This is a genomic window from Lysinibacillus sp. CD3-6 (assembly GCF_006351725.2).
In the GTDB taxonomy this organism is placed as follows: Bacteria; Bacillota; Bacilli; order Bacillales_A; family Planococcaceae; genus Lysinibacillus.
This window is the reverse complement of the sequence record NZ_CP085880.1, coordinates 2,181,985-2,199,723: the sequence shown is the minus strand read 5'-3', so window position 1 is coordinate 2,199,723 and position 17,739 is coordinate 2,181,985. Positions and strand designations below refer to the sequence as shown.

The following is a 17,739-nucleotide window of genomic DNA, read 5'->3' as shown; positions in this document are numbered from 1 at the left end:
GGAGGAAACCTTTTCAGTAGATATTAATAGGAATCGGGGTTCCAAGCTCCTCTAACATTGTATCTGTTATACCAACTTCCATCATCAGTTTGTATGCTCATACGATACTGATGGTTTTGTGCCATTCCTAGATTATTTAATAAACTTGAAGTTGCTGAGCGAGTTGTCAACGTTGAGCTTCTGGCATCACCATTGGAGTTTACTACCATAAATTTTGTGCGTACACTGGATTCAATATAATCAACTTGAAGAAATGGATCTTCATCTTTTGTATACTTGTACGCTGGAGTTGTAAATACCTTTCCATGGAAGAGGCCAGTATTCATATCAAAGCTAAATTTGGCATTATATGCACTTACCCCTGTTGCTCCCAAAACCATCATTAAAAATAATCCTAATACTGATAAAGCTTTCATCTTTTTCATGAAGACTCCTCCTTATTAGCAAAAATTATAGTGATAGCATTTCTATTAATATATAGTTGTCAGCTAATTGAAGAATGGCTATAAAATTCATTTTTTATTCTGTCTAAATATATATTAGGGTCCTCCCCATCCTCTCGGGGGTATCGCTCTAGTAAAACGGGCATTAATTTATCCCATAACGTGTCCATAACATAAAAATCTCGATCAAAACTATAATCTAAATCATAAAGCGATATCCCTAATGCCTTAGCATAGCGTTCTTTTTCGGGCATCACGACATCCGCAACATTTGTATCGATATAATGATCTACTTCCTCTTGCGTAACACTTACACCATAAATCTCTTCAGCGATTCGAATTGCGTCTAGATATCTTTCTGTTTCCTCTATAGCAACTTTTTTCAAGTAAGCATTATCATGTTTCAAATTACTCATTTCATTATGGACTTTTAATCGAAACTCTGCTTTTTTGTTATCTAACGATTCTACTACTGAGGCTAAATTTAAATCATTATATTTAGTTACTAGAAGTTTATATGCTATCTCAGGCATTTCATCTAACACTTTATCTACAGCATATTCAAGTTCATTCCTATCACTGCTTACTGCATAACTTTCTTTGCCTAATACAATTAGGCACCCAAAAACTACCGTTAACAAAAGTGCAAAAACAGCAAAAATAATTCTATTAATTTTAGGGCATATAAATTCTCCTTTCGATAATCTGTTAATTAAATTTTATCTTGTCCATAACCGACATTTCAACCGACAATATTTTTGGCGGTACCGTCAAGAATTCTGTCGGTTGCAACCTATTTTTCATCTGATATTTTACTCAAAATATTAACGCAAAACGGAATTGGAAAAAGAATATTAAATGTTTTTCATCACAATCTCAAATGCTTCGATTATCAATTGTTTATCGTTCGCTTTAATATTGCTTAAGTTAGTCTCCTCGCATTATTATTACTATCTTCAACCTTAAAAAATTTCTTATTTATATAACATTCTTTGAATAGAAAAAGGATTATAGTGATAGTACCCCCATAGTTTGAATTTAGTCAGATAGCTACTACTTGGCGTAGCGTTCCAAACCTCAAAAAACCGAGATAATACAGATACATTTTATATTTTGTTGAGTAATCCCAAGATTATGAGCTATTTTTGTCTGAAGTTGAATATCCTAAATCATTATTAATAGCATTTTTAGAATTAAAATGAAGATTACTGCTTTATTTCATCTTTCCTTTCTCAAACGCATAGTTATTGCTTTATCCCATCACATTAGAGATTCGGCATTTATTCTGTCTCGCACCGTATATTTTACAATTGTTAGAAAATAAAGAAACTATTTCTATAATCATTTGTCTAGTTCTTTAAAGGGGGAAATTAAAATTAATATGATAAGGAAATTACCGATGATGTTAGTTTTTTTAAGCTTATTATCCTTAGCAGCTTGTACATCAAATGAAACAAACAAAAAAATATCGCTACCCGAAGGCATTCCTAATTTTGTTGAAGTAAGTGATTTGGAAAAGATTGATTGGGATAAAAAAGCGGTGACATTCAATAACAATATTATTGGAAATGAAAATAAGTCAGGCGTTATAGGTGCAGGCGCGCCAAGCTTAAATGTTCAAAAATGGATGTGGCATCTTTGGGGAATTGAAAATCCTACAGAAACAAAGTTAACGGTGGTAGGTTATCACAAAGAAACAGGAACGGTCCATCAAATATTAACAACTGGCTGGACAATAGACCTTGGAGGAGCAAATAATGGAGCAGATGCCCACGCCCCATCAGGCGTTAAAATACCAGAAAAAGGACAATGGGCGATACTGCTTTATACAGATGAAAAATTGTTTGATATCTTGATTTATGACATAAATGAATAAGAAAAGAATATTAAAAGTTTAGTTTTAAAGTGCAAATTCAAATTACTAAAATTGTTGGCTAACTTGCTCAAAGCCTTCTTTTCAGCAACTTGGATTTTTACTACTTATATTTTGTTCATATAAGTTAAGCTGGAATAGCATCTTTAACAGTTTTTATTGCTTGAAAAGTAAGTACATGATACCAGACGCTCCTCATTTGATAAACATATTTTTAATCTGTCTACCTAATGAGGAGCATATCAATGTGCAGTTGCTTGTTTAAATTCTATCATTCATTATTTGCTAGATTCCTTCTATTTTTGAAGAGAATGATTAATATAACGGTTGTACTAATAATTATTCCTGCATAAGGAAAGAACAACGGTAGGTGAATAATATCAAGTAAAGTTAAACCCACTAAAAGCCCGCAAATCATAATAATCAATGAAAAAATATTTTTAATCATAATTAGAATAACACCTCTTTTTGGAAATTTTTCATCATGCATTTGCTCTGACTTTAAAAGCACAATAAGCTACTACTCCTTCAGAGCTAAGCCAGCTCCTAACAAGCAAGGGATACACCCAACACCTGCTGTACCTATACATGCTAATCCACATGCAACCGATAAAGCTGTTATTGCCCCAGCAGCATTTTAATCATATACATTTCCCCTTTACTTTGTTTAATATAATGTATAAAAAATATAACTATATGTCTTAGTTCCAACAATTGCTATCTGTGTATAAAATCAATTTTCGTGGAAATCAAGATTTTTTACTTTATTATGATATTATCTGCTATAGCACACTTCTACTCGAGTTAAATTAATCATATCCCCTTACCAACCGACATTTCAACCGACAATATTATTGTCGATACCGTCAAAATTTCTGTCGGTCACGATTACATTTCCTTACTTAACAGTCTTCTAAATACCCCAAGTTCGAGCTTTTTCGCTTCTAGTCGTTGCCAATGACAAGTGATTTGTGTAGCTGAAAAGAAATTAAAAAAGTGCCGATTTACCTCGACACTTTTATCATCAAATATCTTTAAATTCATCAAGCAATTGTTTCTCTTTTGCAACCTCAACCGCTTCTAGTCTTGTAGATACACCTAACAGGCTAAAAAGTTGTGATAAATGGCGTTCTACCGTACGCACAGAAACATTGCATATTGCTGCGATTTTCTTATTTGGGTAGCCCTTCATTAGCATCTGCAGTAATTTTATTTCTCGATGTGTTAGCTTTAAATTAGCATAACGATCATTTAGTTTTTCATTTATATAATCTAAAAAATCAGTTGGAACCACGATTTTCTCTTGAATGCTTAAACGAATTGTTGAGATGATTTGCTCAATAGGAGCTGTTTTTACAAGAATGCCCTCCACTTTTTTCTCAACTAGTAGGGAAAAATACGAACAAACATCATTTGTCGTATATAAAATAATAATGGCTTGTCCCTGCTTTGCTTTAATTTCTGTCGTAAGTTCTAGATTGTTATTTGTAGCAATACAAGCATCAATTAAATATACATGGAATTCTTCCTCTTGCATTCTATCAATAACTTTATGTGGACTCTTCTCGATTTCAATATTTATATCTTCTATCTCCAGAGACAACGTTTTTAAACCTTTTAAAACAATTGGATGATCATCCACAACTAAAACTGAAATCAATCGTATCCCTTCCTTCGAATAGTTTTCATTTATAGTTACGAAACATTTATAGTATCAACCACATTTTTTAAGTTGTATTTCTAATACTACTTACCATACTTCCTTAAATAGTATCTAGCATTTGCAAAAAAGATAGTTAAGAAAAAGAACAAGAAAAAATAATCCAACTAGCAATGGCTGAATAACGACCACTTAAAATAAATTCACTGATTAATTTTACAAAAACAATTAGCATCATCATTACATATAAAGCGATTACATATTTCATTTTATCTACCTCAAAGTAAACTCATCGTCATTCCCTTCCACCTATTTTTTCTTAAACATCCTTATACCATGTGATTTGAGAAAACGTGAAACGCAATCAAAAAAAACAGTCAATTGAAGGTTCTTTACCTTTTCAATCGACTGTTTCCTTGTTATCACATGTTATCTTACAATGTTTAGACATGGTTTATAGTACTTTTCCAGCCTATTGATTGAAATGAAATTGTGAATACCGAACACACCTATGTACTTATCTAAACTTATTTATTACGAACAAAATCTACTGTAATTTCTTCCGCATCCTTCTTGTAAATATAAACCCTGCACCTATAAAGAAAACAAGCATCAAAACCTTAATAATTGGAAAGATAACTAGCTTACTGACAACAAAAATAACAAAGATATAATAGATGGCCATTGCTAATAAAAACAATCTAAGTTTATTCAATATGTTACCTACTTTCTTTTAATGCTGCTTCAATTGCAGCGAGCGCCTTGGGACCCATTCCATGCAAATTTTTTAATTTCTCTAAATCGACCTCTTTTAGCTGTTGCAATTGTGTATATCCAGCAGCATTCAATGCACGAATTGCAGGCTTAGCAACGCCTTTTGGCCATTCTGTCATATCAGCACATCCTTTCTTCTTCAAAAATTCTCAATTTCTTATTAGTTTTACTTAATAGAAGTATAACTAGTGCTGTACAATCCTAATCAAGGCTTAATAGAAGTAAATATCTCGGTTGGACTACTCCCCTGCTTTATTATGCAAGTGGTGGTGATGAAATGCAATTCCTCATCTTCTAGTCTAGTACTGTTTTATTTCTTCTTCTACCATTTCTAATAATGTAAATTGCTCGAGTGTTATTAACATATTTACTCCCTTCCTAATCCACTTTTCACCCAAAAGTCTAAGTTGATTCAAACAAATACCCTTCCTTACATAACAAATTGCAAGAAGGATAAAATCATGCTCTTTTTTGCATAAATATATAGCGTTTAAAATTTCTCTTTGGGCTTTGGAAAACTTATTATCTTTCATTAATAGTAAAGCAATATTCATTGAAATATTAATTTTTAAGCGAGACACTTGACGAAAGTTTCCATATAAAGCGAGATGTCGTAAAGCAAATTGTTTTATTTGAAGGACTGTTGGTAAAGGGAATAAAAATAATATCGCATTCAACATATATAAATCAGTAATATAGAGCTGATTACGTTTAGATAAGTCGCGCCAAACGGGTTCAACCATTTTCTTCGCTCGCTCAAAATCGCCCGTTTTAGCTAAAATGATGAGTGCTTCTAAAATAATCGAAATATGAAAAACTTGTTGATCTTCCTTAAAATCTCTTAAATACTGTTGGCACTTCTCTGATAGCCCTCTAAGTACTGTTTCTTCGTTAAACGATAACCGATAAAATTGAGTGATGATTTCATCACGTGTACTATATTGATAGCCATGTTGTATATAAAAGAATTCCTCAAATGTAATACCTAGACGATTTAATATCCCATGCATCGTTGCCAAGTTGATGTCGGTATTTTTATTTTCAAACTTGGAAAACGCACCTTGTGTTAATAAGTTAGCTGCCACATGTTTTTGTGTATACCCTTTGCCAATCCTAATTTGTTTTGTTGTTTCACCATAGCCTTTCACGTTGACATTCACTCCTTTACAAAATATTCTTTTATGAATATTTAGCTAAAACGATTGAAATGTATGCAATCATATAATTTACAAGGGGGTGATTAAATTGAATGATGTAGGAGATTTCAAAAAAGCAACTTCAACACTTTGGTTAGTCGGCACTGGGACAGGAAGCTAATTTAAAGACCATAAAGCCCCTCTCCCCTGGTTAGAATGAAAGATTGAGCAACTGATTACATCATCATCGATGACCAGTTTTCCTTTATTGTACAATTGGCATTTTTTTGTTGTCCATAGCTAAGAGCTTTGCAAACCTCTATAAAGTAGAGGCTTGCAAAGCATATTAATTACATGAAGTACTTTACGCAACACAATCAAGCCGAATGTCCAATATTTTTCTTTTGTTCTCCACTTAATATTTTTAACGAGACTAATGCAGTAACAACAGTTAGTAAGCCCAATATCCCCATAACAAGGTTTGGATTTTTAGAATCCAGTAACACACCCGTCATGACTTGTCCGACTGGAATGGATATTAATAAGGCAGCACTTAAAAATCCAAAAAATCTTCCTTGCTTTTCAACAGGAATTTTTCTTCTATACATTATGCCAAAATAGGTATTCCCCATACCAAATGCTATACCAGATAAAAAGTAAAAAATCGTTAGCACAAGTGGCGTATTAGCTAGACTCATCAATATATTAAAAAACCCCATGACGGCACAACATATAAACCCGTAAATAAATATGTTGGATTGTACTTTCAATTTCATTGACATAACAGCCCCGATTAGCACCCCAACAGGTGAGCCAACAAAAATAATGCTCCACCATAATGAGCTTACTTCCATATTAATAACAATTACACGTAGTGTTAATATAATTGTTGCACCTAATATATTGATTATAGCAGCGCTAAAAAGAAAGGTTTTTAATATCCTTTCTTGAAAAAGAATAGACATTCCTTCCTTTAAATCTACAAGAAAAGATTGTTTTGATTTAGCTTTATGCTGTTCTGTAATTTTTGAAGTCAACAATATAAGAAGAGAAAGAACGAAGCACAATCCATTAATAAGAAAGAAGTTACCAGGACTAAACACACTAAATAACAGCCCACCTAACATTGGCGCTAAAATACCTTCCAGTTGATTTGATGTTTGTCTGAGAGCTACAGCCTCCTGTAGCTCGTCTTCATTGACAATAATTGTAAGCGCAACATTGGCTGCTGGTGAATGTAACGTACTGCCAAATGAATAGACAATAAAAATAAGGAGTATATACAAAAACTCAAAATAGCCCAAAATAGTAATAACGGCAAGTAAGATTAATAACATACATCTTATACTATTTGCGACAAGCATTAAACTTTTTTTATATAATCTATCGACAAATGTCCCCATAAAAGGTGAAAGAATTATGATAGCGATTGTACTACTAGCACTTAAAATGGATACGAAGATGGATGATCTAGTTACTTCTAAAATCCAAAGAGGTAAAATAAAGAGTATAATTTTATCTGCAAGACCTGATAGAAATTGGGCATAAAAAACTTGTGTAAACTGTTTATTAATAAAATAAACTTTCGGAATGAATTTCATTCTTCCTCACTCCTCGATTTTCTCTAATTCATGTATATTCCATAAAACTCCTCTAGGATCTGGCCTAATATTTCTTATGCGTTTATTAATAATTTGAACATCGTATGGGCTACATATAAAAAGAACAGGTAATTGTTCGCCAATATATTTAGACCATTGTTTGAAATAAATTGGGTCTATCTCCAAACCTTTTTTAATCCAGTTAAGATTCTCCTCGTCTTCCCACCCTATAATCTCGTTAATGATACCCTTTTCACCAAAAGCATATGATGGATCAGGATGGAGCATTAAAGTTTGTGTGATTATAAACATATCTAGCTTATTTTCTCTAAATTCATTTATCCAACTATTCGAATCAAATTCTTTAAGAATAATGTCTATACCTTTAACTTTTAAGTCTTTAACCAATTCTTTGGCTATTAATCCATGTTCTTCATTATTAATAAAATAACCAAGTTTTAAAGTTAATGGATATTCATATTTAGTATATCTCGTATCCTCTTGATAGCATTCATTTTTATATCTTTCCAATAATTTGGGATAAAATTGATTAACATTTTCCGCAAATCCCTTGTACACATTGTTTATTATTTTTTTCTTGTCAATAAATCTGTAAATATAGTTTCTATTTCTTTACTACTGAAAAATTCAGTTCTATGATTTAATGCTATATAAATGATTTCTGGTTTTGTTAACGGGTAGAAATAATAAGTTGAATTTATATATATATCTTTTTTAGATAAAAATCTGATTGGAAGGGTTGTAAAATCTAATTTTTCTTCTAAAAACAGTTGTTCTAATACCTCTATATTTCCTGTTTGAATAACCATATTTCTAATTTTGGGGGCACCTAAATGAAAAGTATCATTTCGGTCAAAGTAGTATTTATTGCCTTCTATTTTTGTTAATTTATAAGGACCACATCCTGTATAATTTTTATTATATTTATTAGAATAAAATGATGCTAAATCAATATTTTCAAAAATATGTTTAGGAAGAATAGGTAACAATAGGCGTTGTTTAAAAAACTTATCAGGTACTATTCCAAAGTGTGAAACTATCGTCAGTTTTTCGAGATTCCATTTCTAATTTTTCTATATCCATTAAATCTCCCCCAGATAGAAAAACAAATTCACATAAAGTGAATTCGTTTTTCAAATTTTTAAAAGTTTTCATACATTAAGAAACTCTTATATTATCATCACAACCATAACTTGTACTACTTGTTCCTTTTTGAGAAAGCTCAATTGTCTCTATTTCTTCAACTGTTATCTTCATTATTTCACCTCCTTTGATTAAAAATAAATATACAATATTTTTAGAAAAATCAAACAAAATATTCCTAAAAGAATACTAAAAATTCAAAATAAAAGATCTACTTCAACATTTCATCCTAAGTTCTAATAACCAACAAGAAAAAATCGTAGAAACTATTTTAAATATTCTTTTACGCATATTTTAAAAAATTCAAATAATGACCGTTTAATATAGAAGTATTAAATTAGGATATTAGTCAAATCACCAATATCCAAGTTTATTTAGTTTTAGAAGCCAAATTTCAAAATAGTATACGGACATGAAAGGGTGATGAAAATATTAAAAAACGCATTGCAGTTGTGCTTTTTATATTGTTACTAGCATTCCTTATAGGTTATTCCATTCTAAAATTTAAGGGATATGAAGACAGTGCAATTTGGGGGTATCATGAGGTTCTATCAACTTCTGTAAATAGTGAAAAACCAACTAATAAAAAGGTTAAAGTGGCCATTTTGGATAGTGGTATTTCCCCTCATGATGATTTGAAAAATAAGATAGTTGCTTCTTACAACGCTATCCAAAGTGATCAAGATCCAATTGATGATTTAAACCATGGTACAGCAATTGCCGGAATTATCAGTTCATCTCAAAATAAAATGGGCTTTTCCGGAATCGCAAAGGACAATGTAGAAATTTATAATGTAAAAGTTTTAGATAGCCAAGGTAAAAGTGACTTTCAAACAGTTATCAATGGTATCGAATGGAGTATCAAAAATGAGGTCGATATTATTAATATCAGCTTTGGATTTGAGACAAATAATCTGGAATTTGAAAATGTTATAAAGAAAGCTTTAGCAAATGGAATCATTATTGTAGCTGCTTCTGGAAACACATTAGGATTAAGGGTAGATTATCCAGCAAAATACGAAGGTGTCATTTCAGTTTCTGCATTAAAATCTGATTTCACAATCTATAGCTACTCTGGTAAGGGTAAAATCGATTACGCCGCACCAGGAAAAAACATCTTATCTACTGATAAAAATGGTGGCTACAGCATATTTAATGGGACATCTTTTGCTACAGCTTTCGTTACGGGCTCTATTGCTTATATACTTGGAAACACTAATGAAAAGATTAATAGTACTAATTTAAACAGCCTTTTAGCACCTTATGTGAAAGATTTAGGACTACCTGGATTTGACGAAGAATATGGACATGGTTTTATACAACTTAATTAGGAAAAGGAGTAATGAATGATGAAAAAATTCTTAATTAAATTAATTGTAATAACAATGCTAATTTCTCTTGTGCCAAGTGTTGATCCACTCAAATCTTACGCAAATGATGAAGCAAACACGATCGAATATAATACGTTTGAAGTAGAAAATGAAATATTACAAGAGCTCGGGATAGATGATACTGAACAATTAGATTTAAATGTTGAAGAAGATAATAATTTGGTCACAATATATACTGACATCAACACAACAGATGTTCATGTATCAACGGTAATATATTATGATCTATTGACTGAATCCATTTTATTGCATGGTACAGTAGAAGAAGATGGAGAAAAAATCTCTCATGAATATGAAGTAATCGTACATACAAGTGAAGGACAGGATTTCTCAGCAACTTTTGTTGATCAATCTACTGGCGATATTTATGATATCGATACTTTAGAAGCACAATCTTCTGCTTTACCATTTGCCATTATAGCCGCCGTAGCAAGATATGGTATTTCTTATGCGATTAAAAGATATGGTAAAAAAGCTGTAACTAATGCCATTCGCAGTAAAAGTTTTGATAAAGTATTACCTTCTGTAGCAAGATTAGATAATAATAAACGCCATCACATTATGGCAGCAAAGCATGATTGGCATAAAGTAACTAAGAATAATTGGGATGACATAGCAAAGGTCATTTCTCAAGTGATGCGATATGGAAAAGAGGGTCCGTATGGGTTATTTGCAAGAGAGAAGACATTAATGTTGAATGGTAATAAAATTACAGTAACATTTGTTAGAGAAAATGGAAAAATACACATTAGTAATGCGTGGGTGAATAAATAATGTCTAAAAAATTAGAAAATTTGATTTTAGCTTTCAAATTTATAGATGCTGAAGAGTTATATCACACAAACGATTTACAACATTTTCATGATGAACTAATATCAAGTGCTTATGAAAATGGTAATATGATTAATTATACCTTTCTACATTATTTATTAATGAAAGAAGAATCAGCGGAGTTACACAATCTTGTCTTTTCTTTATTTGTAAATGCTTTAACACATATCGAAGGTGCCTATCATTGTGCTCTCTATCACGCACAAAGAGCTGTTGAACTAACCAATGAACAAGATACATTTAGTTTAGAACATTTATTATTCCTTAATATCGTTCCTGATAAATTAGTGAGTGATGAACAAGCAATTGAAATTTGTCATAAAATATTGGCTCTAGACCTTTCGAATAAAACCGCGAAAAGTTCCCTTAATGAATTACAACGTAAAACTAAATAAAATAACGATTACATTTGTGAATAGATGGATTTACAAGCACTAGGTTAAAACGTTATAATTCTTCGTTTTAACCTAGTGGTATTTAGTTTCAAGTGCACTTCTTATCTATTGATGCTATTTAAATAGCAAAAAAATCAGTATTATGTAGGTGATGAATCTATGCTAAAAAATCTAGAGCAACTTATTCTATCTGGCAAATTTAAAGAAATTGAAGCGTTATATCACGAAATGGATTTCCAACAATTTGAAGATGGAATCATAATTAGTGCTTATGACAACCGCAATATACTTTACTATACTTTTTTACATTATTTATTAATGAAAGTAGAATCAGAGGAATTACACAATCTTGCCTTTACTTTATTGATAGTCCCTTTAGTGCCTATTGAAGGTGCCTATCATTGTGCTCTCTATCATGCACAAAAAGCTATCGAATTGACAAATGAACAAAATGTAGGAGATTTAGAACTTATATTATTTCTATATGAGGTGCCAGATCAAGTCGTAAGTGATGAAAAAGCCCTTGAAACTTGCCATAAAATTTTAGCGTTAGAGCCTTCTAATGAAATTGCTAAAAATAAACTTGAAAAGTTGCAACGTAGAATGAAGTAAACGGTCTTATGCACTTGTGAAAAAAGTAAAACGCCTTTCTTATCTAGCTCTCTACCCTATTAATAAATAAGCGTAAATTTTAAAAAACTAAAAAGCTCCTAGAAACTATAAAATTTTCTTCGTTACGAAATTATAACAAAAGGAGAATAAAACATGTTAAAAAATTTAGAACAGCTCATTTTATCAGCCAACTTTAAAGATGCTGAAGAAATCTATCATAAAACGAACTTCCAACAATTTCATGATCAGTTAATATCTATCGCTTTTGATAACCGCAATATGATTAATTACACCTTTTTGCTTTATTTATTAATGAAAGAAGAGTCAGCGAAGTTACACAATCTTGCCTTTTCATTATTTGTCATCCCTTTAACACCTATCGGCAACCCCCATCATTGTGCTCTCTATCACGCACAAAAGGCTGTCGAGCTAACAAATGCACAAGATACACTTAGCTTAGAACATTTATTATTCCTTAATACTGTGCCCGATCAATTAGTAAGTGATGAAAAAGCGATTGAAATTTGTCATAACATATTGGCGCTAGACCCTTCGAATAAAGCCGCGAAAAGTTCCCTTAAAGAGTTACTACCTAAGACAAAATAAAATTTTATATACTTATGGAAAAAACGTACAAGCCCTAGGTTAAAACGTTATAAGGATTTATTTTAACCTAGTGGTATTTAATATGGTTAAGTGCCCTTCTATCTATTAATGCCATTTAAAATGTTTAAAAAGCTAAAAATCAGTATATGTAGGTGATTATTCCATGTTAAAAAATCTAGAGCATCTAATTCTATCAGGCAACTTTAAAGACGCTGAAGAGTTATATCGTAAATGTGATTTTCAACAATTTAATGATGAACTATTATTCCGCGCTTATGACAACCGCAATATTCTTTACTATACCTTTTTGCACTATTTATTAATGAAAGAAGAATCTGTGGATTTACACAATTTGGCATATTCATTGTTTATATGTTCATTAACTCCTATTGAAGGTGCCTATCACTGTGCCCTCTTTCACGCTGAAAGACTAGTAGCTTTAACACATGAACAAGATCCCGACGCCTTAGAACACTTATTATTCCTTAATGAGGTGCCCGATAAATTAGTGAGTAATGAAAAAGCCCTTGAAACTTGCCATAAAATTTTAGCTTTAGACCCTGCTAATAAATACGCTAAAGAAACATTAAAAAAATTAACAAAAAAAAATAAAACTTCTCTTAAAGTGCTACAACGTGAGCTTAAGAAAAAGTTTTAATACAGTTTTCATATGCATTTTTAGAAAAACGTACAAGCCAAACACTTTAGATTATAGAGTCGGTGACTTTTTTCATCCAGTCACCGTTTCCATTTTTAACTTTAACAATGATTCTTAAAAGTGTATTTTTAAAGTAATGCGAAACACTCACACAATAATGCCTACCTAAATAGTAAACTTCCCACCATGATAACAATAGTACGTGTCAGCTTGAAGGCTTTTAATATTACGCAAAGACAGTTCTGCGTTCTCAACATTTAAACAAAAATGTGGATTCGCAATAACCAATTCTTGATTTTCGTGTGCAGCTGCATCGCCTGTAATAACGCTGTTTAACGTTGGAAAATATAAAGAAATATGCCCTAAAGTATGTCCTGGTGTTGCTATTACTCTACACTCATTGTTTAAAATCATGTCCCCATCATGTACCTTTTTATCAATTGCAACATGCTTTAAATCCTTTAATTGTTGAATAAACCATGTGCCAAATTCCTTTTGTTCTGGTGACATATTGTCAAGTAACTCTTCAGCTTGAACTAATCTCTCCGACTTTATTTCTCCACTAATATATTTCGATTCAATTTCACTGGCGATGATATTAATCCAAGGATATTTTTCTTTGAAATTATATAAAGAACCGATGTGATCATCATCATAGTGTGTAATGATGATATTCTTTAAATGTTCCATTTCATAGTCCTTTTTTGTAATTTCATGTTCAATCAATGGTAAAAAATTAGTATAGCCTGTATCTACCAACGTTAGTTCATCATTCATTATAATTAAACTTGGATAAATCGTATTCAATTGTCCATTAAATTCAAATGCTATAGGTAGTTCTATAATTTTCATTTTACATCCTCCAAACTTTTGATTCTGAAATAAACAATAATCAAATATTCATAAAATTCATTACACAAGACGATTTGGGATTTTCTACAATAACAAAATTTTCAAACAACAAATCATTTCTATACTAGATTAACATCATCATAACAGCAGCAAGTAGATTAGCAGTGCTATGGATTCCCCAATTCGTCATAATAGAGCCTTTGGATAATTTTTCGTTCATCCAGCCCACTAAATAGCCAGCCACTGCTGTTGCAACAAAGATGAAAGCCACTCCTATAAGCTGAACAGTGGACAAAAACATCAAGCCATGTATGGCGCCAAACAGTAAACTTTGCATTAGATTGCCCTTATAAAATCCCCATCTAGTAATGAACCTCTTTGTTAAAAAACCTCTGAAGAACAGCTCTTCTGATAACCCCGTTTGTAAAATTGCATATAAAAAAGCAGGTATTAAGGCTGCTAGTCCTAGTCCTGCAAATCGATTGGATGCCAATAATGATTCATCTACAAAAAATAAACTATTGTAAAAATTGGTATAACTAATAATGCCATACAACAAGAAAACATGCCCAGTAATTCGCTTTATTTTTAATGGTAGGTTTATGTAGACCGAGCCATGCAAAACACGAACATTTCTGTCTTGCGACAATCAACCACCAACAAAATGGGATGACAGAAAATACAATGATTTGCATCACCGCATTAACTAAGCTTTCAATAATCATAAAGCCCCTCCTATGTTCAAATGTAACTATTTATTAAAAAAACAAAATTTAACTTCTTACCAGCCTATACTTAAACTTTTATTAGGGTATCGTCAGAAAAATGCGAATTTAGGCGATAGTGTAACAGTGTTCCAAATACTATGAGCCATGAATACGTTGAATGGTACAACATTCGTGGCTTTTTATTGTTTGTCCAAACTATCCTTGTGGAATTTAAGCACACATTAAATCAAAAAAGTGGAGCTTACTCAACGATTGCGACCGATTGCTTACTAGAGTATTGACGCAAATAGAACGTGAAGAAAGATATCTGCTGACATATGTGCAATCATTGCATATTCTAAGCCCTGCCTCCAGTACAAGTAACCGAACTACAAGCCTAAGCTAATCCTATTGTATTTAATATCGTAAATAACAGGACTAGTTTTATTCTCAAGTTCCCCACGTGTACACTCCTTTCAATATCCAATTTGATCTAATCCGATTACTATAAAAATCATAATCACATCAATAATAGCCAAGACTCCAGAGATTTTTCCCACTGTAGCTCCAAACCATATGGTAAAAATAGATGTGAAAATGGCTATAACGCCTATAATAATTAAGAGAATACCGACTCTGTTCCCTAGTCTTTCTTCATTAATTGGTTGCCATGTATCCCTAAAACCAGCAAGAAATACAAATACCTTTTTTGTCCGAACAATATTACCAGCCCAAATTATAAATACTCCGAAAACTAGTCCGAGCACCATTTCAAGTCCCATTTCTTTTGTCCTCTCTTTATATCAGCAGTTTTTTAAAAATTTATGTAAATGTAATACAATTATTTTAATATTTACCATATACAATGTTATACGGAAGTCGAGTAATAAAAGTTTCATTTTTTTTATTCCCAAAGCATCATTTGAGAACTTCAATTGCTTAGCATTAGAAAATACAAATCAGCACTTCTACCAGTGTGGTCCTCGCATGTTTTTGATAGCACGCTTACATATCTCATAAATTCTCTTTATCTATGTATCTCGCATTAAAGTTGTTGGATTTTACATATTTCATATTTTCATATTCTATTTACAATAATATTTTAAGACAAAAAAATACAGCCTTTTATCTGTATCAAGACTGTATTTGGTGGTTAACTTTTAAGTTTTAGTAAGGTTTCTTACCTGTAAGCTCTCTGTTAATTTCTTTTAAAAATTTTCACTTGCTCGAATTTATGAACATAATCTTCTGGTAAAGGAAGTCTCCCGTTTTCATCCATTTTATATTCTGTACCTTGAATTAAAAATATTGTATTTTCGTCGTGACCAAATTTACGCCAATCTTGTTCACGCATTCCTTTACTTTCTAAATCAACATCATGCAAAATACCGTAGGGACTAATTCTATACCGTTTAGCCCCATTATTTATGGTAAATGGTTCCTCAGTCGTAATACCAAAGCTTTCAAAGCCCTGTAAAATCTCACTATTATCCCTTGCTGTGTGTAACCAAGAAGAACTACCTGTATGAATAAAAGTTTGTATGTCCTGTAACAATTGCCGCTTTCGCTCTAAATGAACACGTTTGTGATCGGAAATTTGATTATCATAATGTAATAACTTTACATATCTAGATGCCCCATCATCAATAAAATGATAATTAATAATCCCATAATCCGTTGGAATACCATATATTTGATTGTTTTCTATCGTCAAATTAAAATTTTGATCAACATGAAGAATTTTTGCTTTAGTTTGTTTGTGAAAATTACTATTTTGTACAGGAGATTCTAAACTATTTGAATTAACTGTAGTATGTTTTTTTTGACTATAGTACTTCATTTTTTTCAAAGCAGAAGCTACACTTCCTAAACTCTCTAATCCCTTCAATAACTTATTCTTATCAATTACATTGGAAAGATAAGCAGGATTCCGTGTATGAATATAAGTTTGTATACTTCCTAACAAATTACTTTTTTGCTCTAGGTATACTCTTTTATAATTAATTGGATTACCTACAACTTGATTTTTCTTGAAGGTCAAACGATTATAGTGCTGTACTTCACGTTGCGACCGCAATAAATTTGGTTTTGTCGGAGCCTGTTGATTTTTTCGTGCTATTTTTTGATAAGCTTGAGAGTCGAAAGTTTGTCGCTGAGTAATTGAATGTAGTGAATGCCACATTTTTAATTCCTCCTTTTATTTCATTTCTCGTTTATAGCTTATTAAAACAAATGGTTTTAAAGTATAAGTTCCTGGACGGTTGAAAGAGGCAGAAAATCTAAAAGAGTATGGTTGTTTGACTTTTATTTGAGCATGTTTAGGTACAGCATCTAAATGATTTGGACTATATAAAGGATACGTTGCATCAATCCAAGAAAGAGCAGAATTTGGACGTAAACTTCTCCTAATAGAATATAGGCTAACTAAATTACGATTTGTCTCCGTACCACCTATTGTAAAACCTGTCAAAATTGCATCATCTGGAATACTGCTAACATTCGTTAAATCAAAAGATTGAATAGCACTCGTTGTATTTCTTGAAGTGATAGAAGAAGTACGTAAATCAACTCGATAAACAGGATTCGCATAAAGATAGACTGGCTCGCCTACAATTGTTCGTAAACTATAAGGATAATTATTTCTCCCATCTTTTGCAGGTTTAATTTGAATATAATATTTACCAACAATCCTTGTTTCAAATTCTATTTGCCTATTACCCTCATCTCCTAATCCCATTTTTTGAACGATTCTATCCCCATTTGGATCGAAAATCTCTACATCAAATGTTTTTCTAGATACCAGTGTTAATTTCTCGCTTTTGTTTATACCAAGAGCAATTTTATAAACTTTGCTCTCCTCTGGTCCCTTGACTGATATTAAATCGCTTTTTTCAGGAATAGAAAAGTCGGTTCTATCATTACGCTGAAGTTCAATGGCTTCTTCAGAAAGTTCATTTGCGTTAGTGACCAAGGGCATACATACAAACAAAGAGAAAATAAACAACAGAGAAAAGAGTTTCTTCATTTCTAATCATC

General features: G+C 31.8%; 21 protein-coding genes. 7 read left to right on the top strand and 14 right to left on the bottom strand.

All coding sequences use genetic code 11. The annotated features are described in order from the left end of the window. Positions 1-23 precede the first annotated feature (23 nt). Both FH508_RS10610 and FH508_RS10605 read right to left on the bottom strand, forming a co-directional pair. On the bottom strand, positions 24-425 hold the full coding sequence (locus FH508_RS10610; RefSeq protein ID WP_172771299.1) for a hypothetical protein: 402 nt from the start codon (positions 423-425) through the stop codon (positions 24-26). A 59-nt stretch (positions 426-484) separates the two neighbouring features. Continuing rightward, a complete protein-coding gene (locus tag FH508_RS10605; RefSeq protein ID WP_172771298.1) occupies positions 485-1,084 on the bottom strand; it encodes a hypothetical protein in 600 nt (199 codons plus the stop codon). A 740-nt stretch (positions 1,085-1,824) separates the two neighbouring features. On the opposite strand from FH508_RS10605, the gene FH508_RS10600 reads away from it, so the two are divergent. Beyond that, positions 1,825-2,319, top strand: coding sequence for a DUF4871 domain-containing protein (locus FH508_RS10600; RefSeq protein ID WP_228134478.1), 495 nt, complete (start codon positions 1,825-1,827; stop codon positions 2,317-2,319). A gap of 1,021 nt (positions 2,320-3,340) precedes the next feature. On the opposite strand, the gene FH508_RS10595 is transcribed toward FH508_RS10600, so the two are convergent. The 7 genes from FH508_RS10595 to FH508_RS10565 all read right to left on the bottom strand — a co-directional run bounded on the left by FH508_RS10595 (position 3,341) and on the right by FH508_RS10565 (position 8,497). Next, the gene (locus FH508_RS10595; RefSeq protein WP_172771296.1) at positions 3,341-3,976 is read right to left on the bottom strand and encodes a response regulator transcription factor; all 636 of its coding nucleotides are present in this window, start codon (positions 3,974-3,976) and stop codon (positions 3,341-3,343) included. A gap of 547 nt (positions 3,977-4,523) precedes the next feature. Then, positions 4,524-4,691 (bottom strand): hypothetical protein, encoded by a 168-nt coding sequence (locus FH508_RS10590; RefSeq protein ID WP_172771295.1) that lies wholly within the window; start codon positions 4,689-4,691, stop codon positions 4,524-4,526. 4 nt (positions 4,692-4,695) lie between these two features. After that, a complete protein-coding gene (locus FH508_RS10585; protein ID WP_172771294.1) occupies positions 4,696-4,869 on the bottom strand; it encodes a helix-hairpin-helix domain-containing protein in 174 nt (57 codons plus the stop codon). Positions 4,870-5,049: 180 nt separating this feature from the next. After that, positions 5,050-5,898 (bottom strand): helix-turn-helix domain-containing protein, encoded by an 849-nt coding sequence (locus FH508_RS10580; protein ID WP_172771293.1) that lies wholly within the window; start codon positions 5,896-5,898, stop codon positions 5,050-5,052. Between the two features lie 365 nt (positions 5,899-6,263). Further along, the gene (locus FH508_RS10575) at positions 6,264-7,487 is read right to left on the bottom strand and encodes an MFS transporter (protein ID WP_172771292.1); all 1,224 of its coding nucleotides are present in this window, start codon (positions 7,485-7,487) and stop codon (positions 6,264-6,266) included. 6 nt (positions 7,488-7,493) lie between these two features. Continuing rightward, positions 7,494-8,066, bottom strand: coding sequence for a periplasmic substrate-binding domain-containing protein (locus tag FH508_RS10570; RefSeq protein WP_228134477.1), 573 nt, complete (start codon positions 8,064-8,066; stop codon positions 7,494-7,496). 8 nt (positions 8,067-8,074) lie between these two features. Continuing rightward, positions 8,075-8,497: an ABC transporter substrate-binding protein gene (locus tag FH508_RS10565; protein ID WP_172771290.1), complete on the bottom strand. Its 423-nt coding sequence runs from the start codon at positions 8,495-8,497 to the stop codon at positions 8,075-8,077. A gap of 618 nt (positions 8,498-9,115) precedes the next feature. Here FH508_RS10565 and FH508_RS10560 point away from each other — a divergent pair. The 6 genes from FH508_RS10560 (at position 9,116) to FH508_RS10535 (ending at position 13,144) form a co-directional block, all read left to right on the top strand. After that, a complete protein-coding gene (locus FH508_RS10560) occupies positions 9,116-9,982 on the top strand; it encodes a S8 family peptidase (protein WP_217270101.1) in 867 nt (288 codons plus the stop codon). Between the two features lie 15 nt (positions 9,983-9,997). Then, complete coding sequence (locus tag FH508_RS10555) at positions 9,998-10,816, top strand: SAR2788 family putative toxin (RefSeq protein ID WP_217270073.1); 819 nt, start codon at positions 9,998-10,000, stop codon at positions 10,814-10,816. Continuing rightward, positions 10,816-11,268, top strand: a complete 453-nt coding sequence (locus tag FH508_RS10550) for a hypothetical protein (protein WP_172771288.1) — start codon at positions 10,816-10,818, stop codon at positions 11,266-11,268. Before FH508_RS10555 ends, FH508_RS10550 begins: the two co-directional genes overlap by 1 nt. 159 nt (positions 11,269-11,427) lie before the next feature. Then, the gene (locus tag FH508_RS10545; protein WP_172771287.1) at positions 11,428-11,880 is read left to right on the top strand and encodes a hypothetical protein; all 453 of its coding nucleotides are present in this window, start codon (positions 11,428-11,430) and stop codon (positions 11,878-11,880) included. A gap of 153 nt (positions 11,881-12,033) precedes the next feature. Then, a complete protein-coding gene (locus FH508_RS10540; protein WP_172771286.1) occupies positions 12,034-12,486 on the top strand; it encodes a hypothetical protein in 453 nt (150 codons plus the stop codon). A gap of 163 nt (positions 12,487-12,649) precedes the next feature. After that, positions 12,650-13,144 carry a hypothetical protein gene (locus FH508_RS10535; protein WP_172771285.1) on the top strand — a complete coding sequence of 165 codons (495 nt, stop codon included), beginning with the start codon at positions 12,650-12,652 and terminating at the stop codon, positions 13,142-13,144. A 165-nt stretch (positions 13,145-13,309) separates the two neighbouring features. On the opposite strand, the gene FH508_RS10530 is transcribed toward FH508_RS10535, so the two are convergent. The 5 genes from FH508_RS10530 to FH508_RS10510 all read right to left on the bottom strand — a co-directional run bounded on the left by FH508_RS10530 (position 13,310) and on the right by FH508_RS10510 (position 17,728). After that, a complete protein-coding gene (locus FH508_RS10530) occupies positions 13,310-13,996 on the bottom strand; it encodes an MBL fold metallo-hydrolase (RefSeq protein WP_172771284.1) in 687 nt (228 codons plus the stop codon). 124 nt (positions 13,997-14,120) lie between these two features. After that, positions 14,121-14,645 carry a CPBP family intramembrane glutamic endopeptidase gene (locus FH508_RS10525; RefSeq protein WP_172771283.1) on the bottom strand — a complete coding sequence of 175 codons (525 nt, stop codon included), beginning with the start codon at positions 14,643-14,645 and terminating at the stop codon, positions 14,121-14,123. Positions 14,646-15,179: 534 nt separating this feature from the next. Further along, positions 15,180-15,485: a DUF3784 domain-containing protein gene (locus FH508_RS10520; protein ID WP_172771282.1), complete on the bottom strand. Its 306-nt coding sequence runs from the start codon at positions 15,483-15,485 to the stop codon at positions 15,180-15,182. Positions 15,486-15,901: 416 nt separating this feature from the next. Beyond that, positions 15,902-16,885, bottom strand: coding sequence for a hypothetical protein (locus FH508_RS10515; RefSeq protein ID WP_172771281.1), 984 nt, complete (start codon positions 16,883-16,885; stop codon positions 15,902-15,904). Positions 16,886-16,900: 15 nt separating this feature from the next. Next, positions 16,901-17,728, bottom strand: coding sequence for a hypothetical protein (locus tag FH508_RS10510; protein WP_172771280.1), 828 nt, complete (start codon positions 17,726-17,728; stop codon positions 16,901-16,903). Between the last annotated feature and the right edge of the window lie 11 nt (positions 17,729-17,739).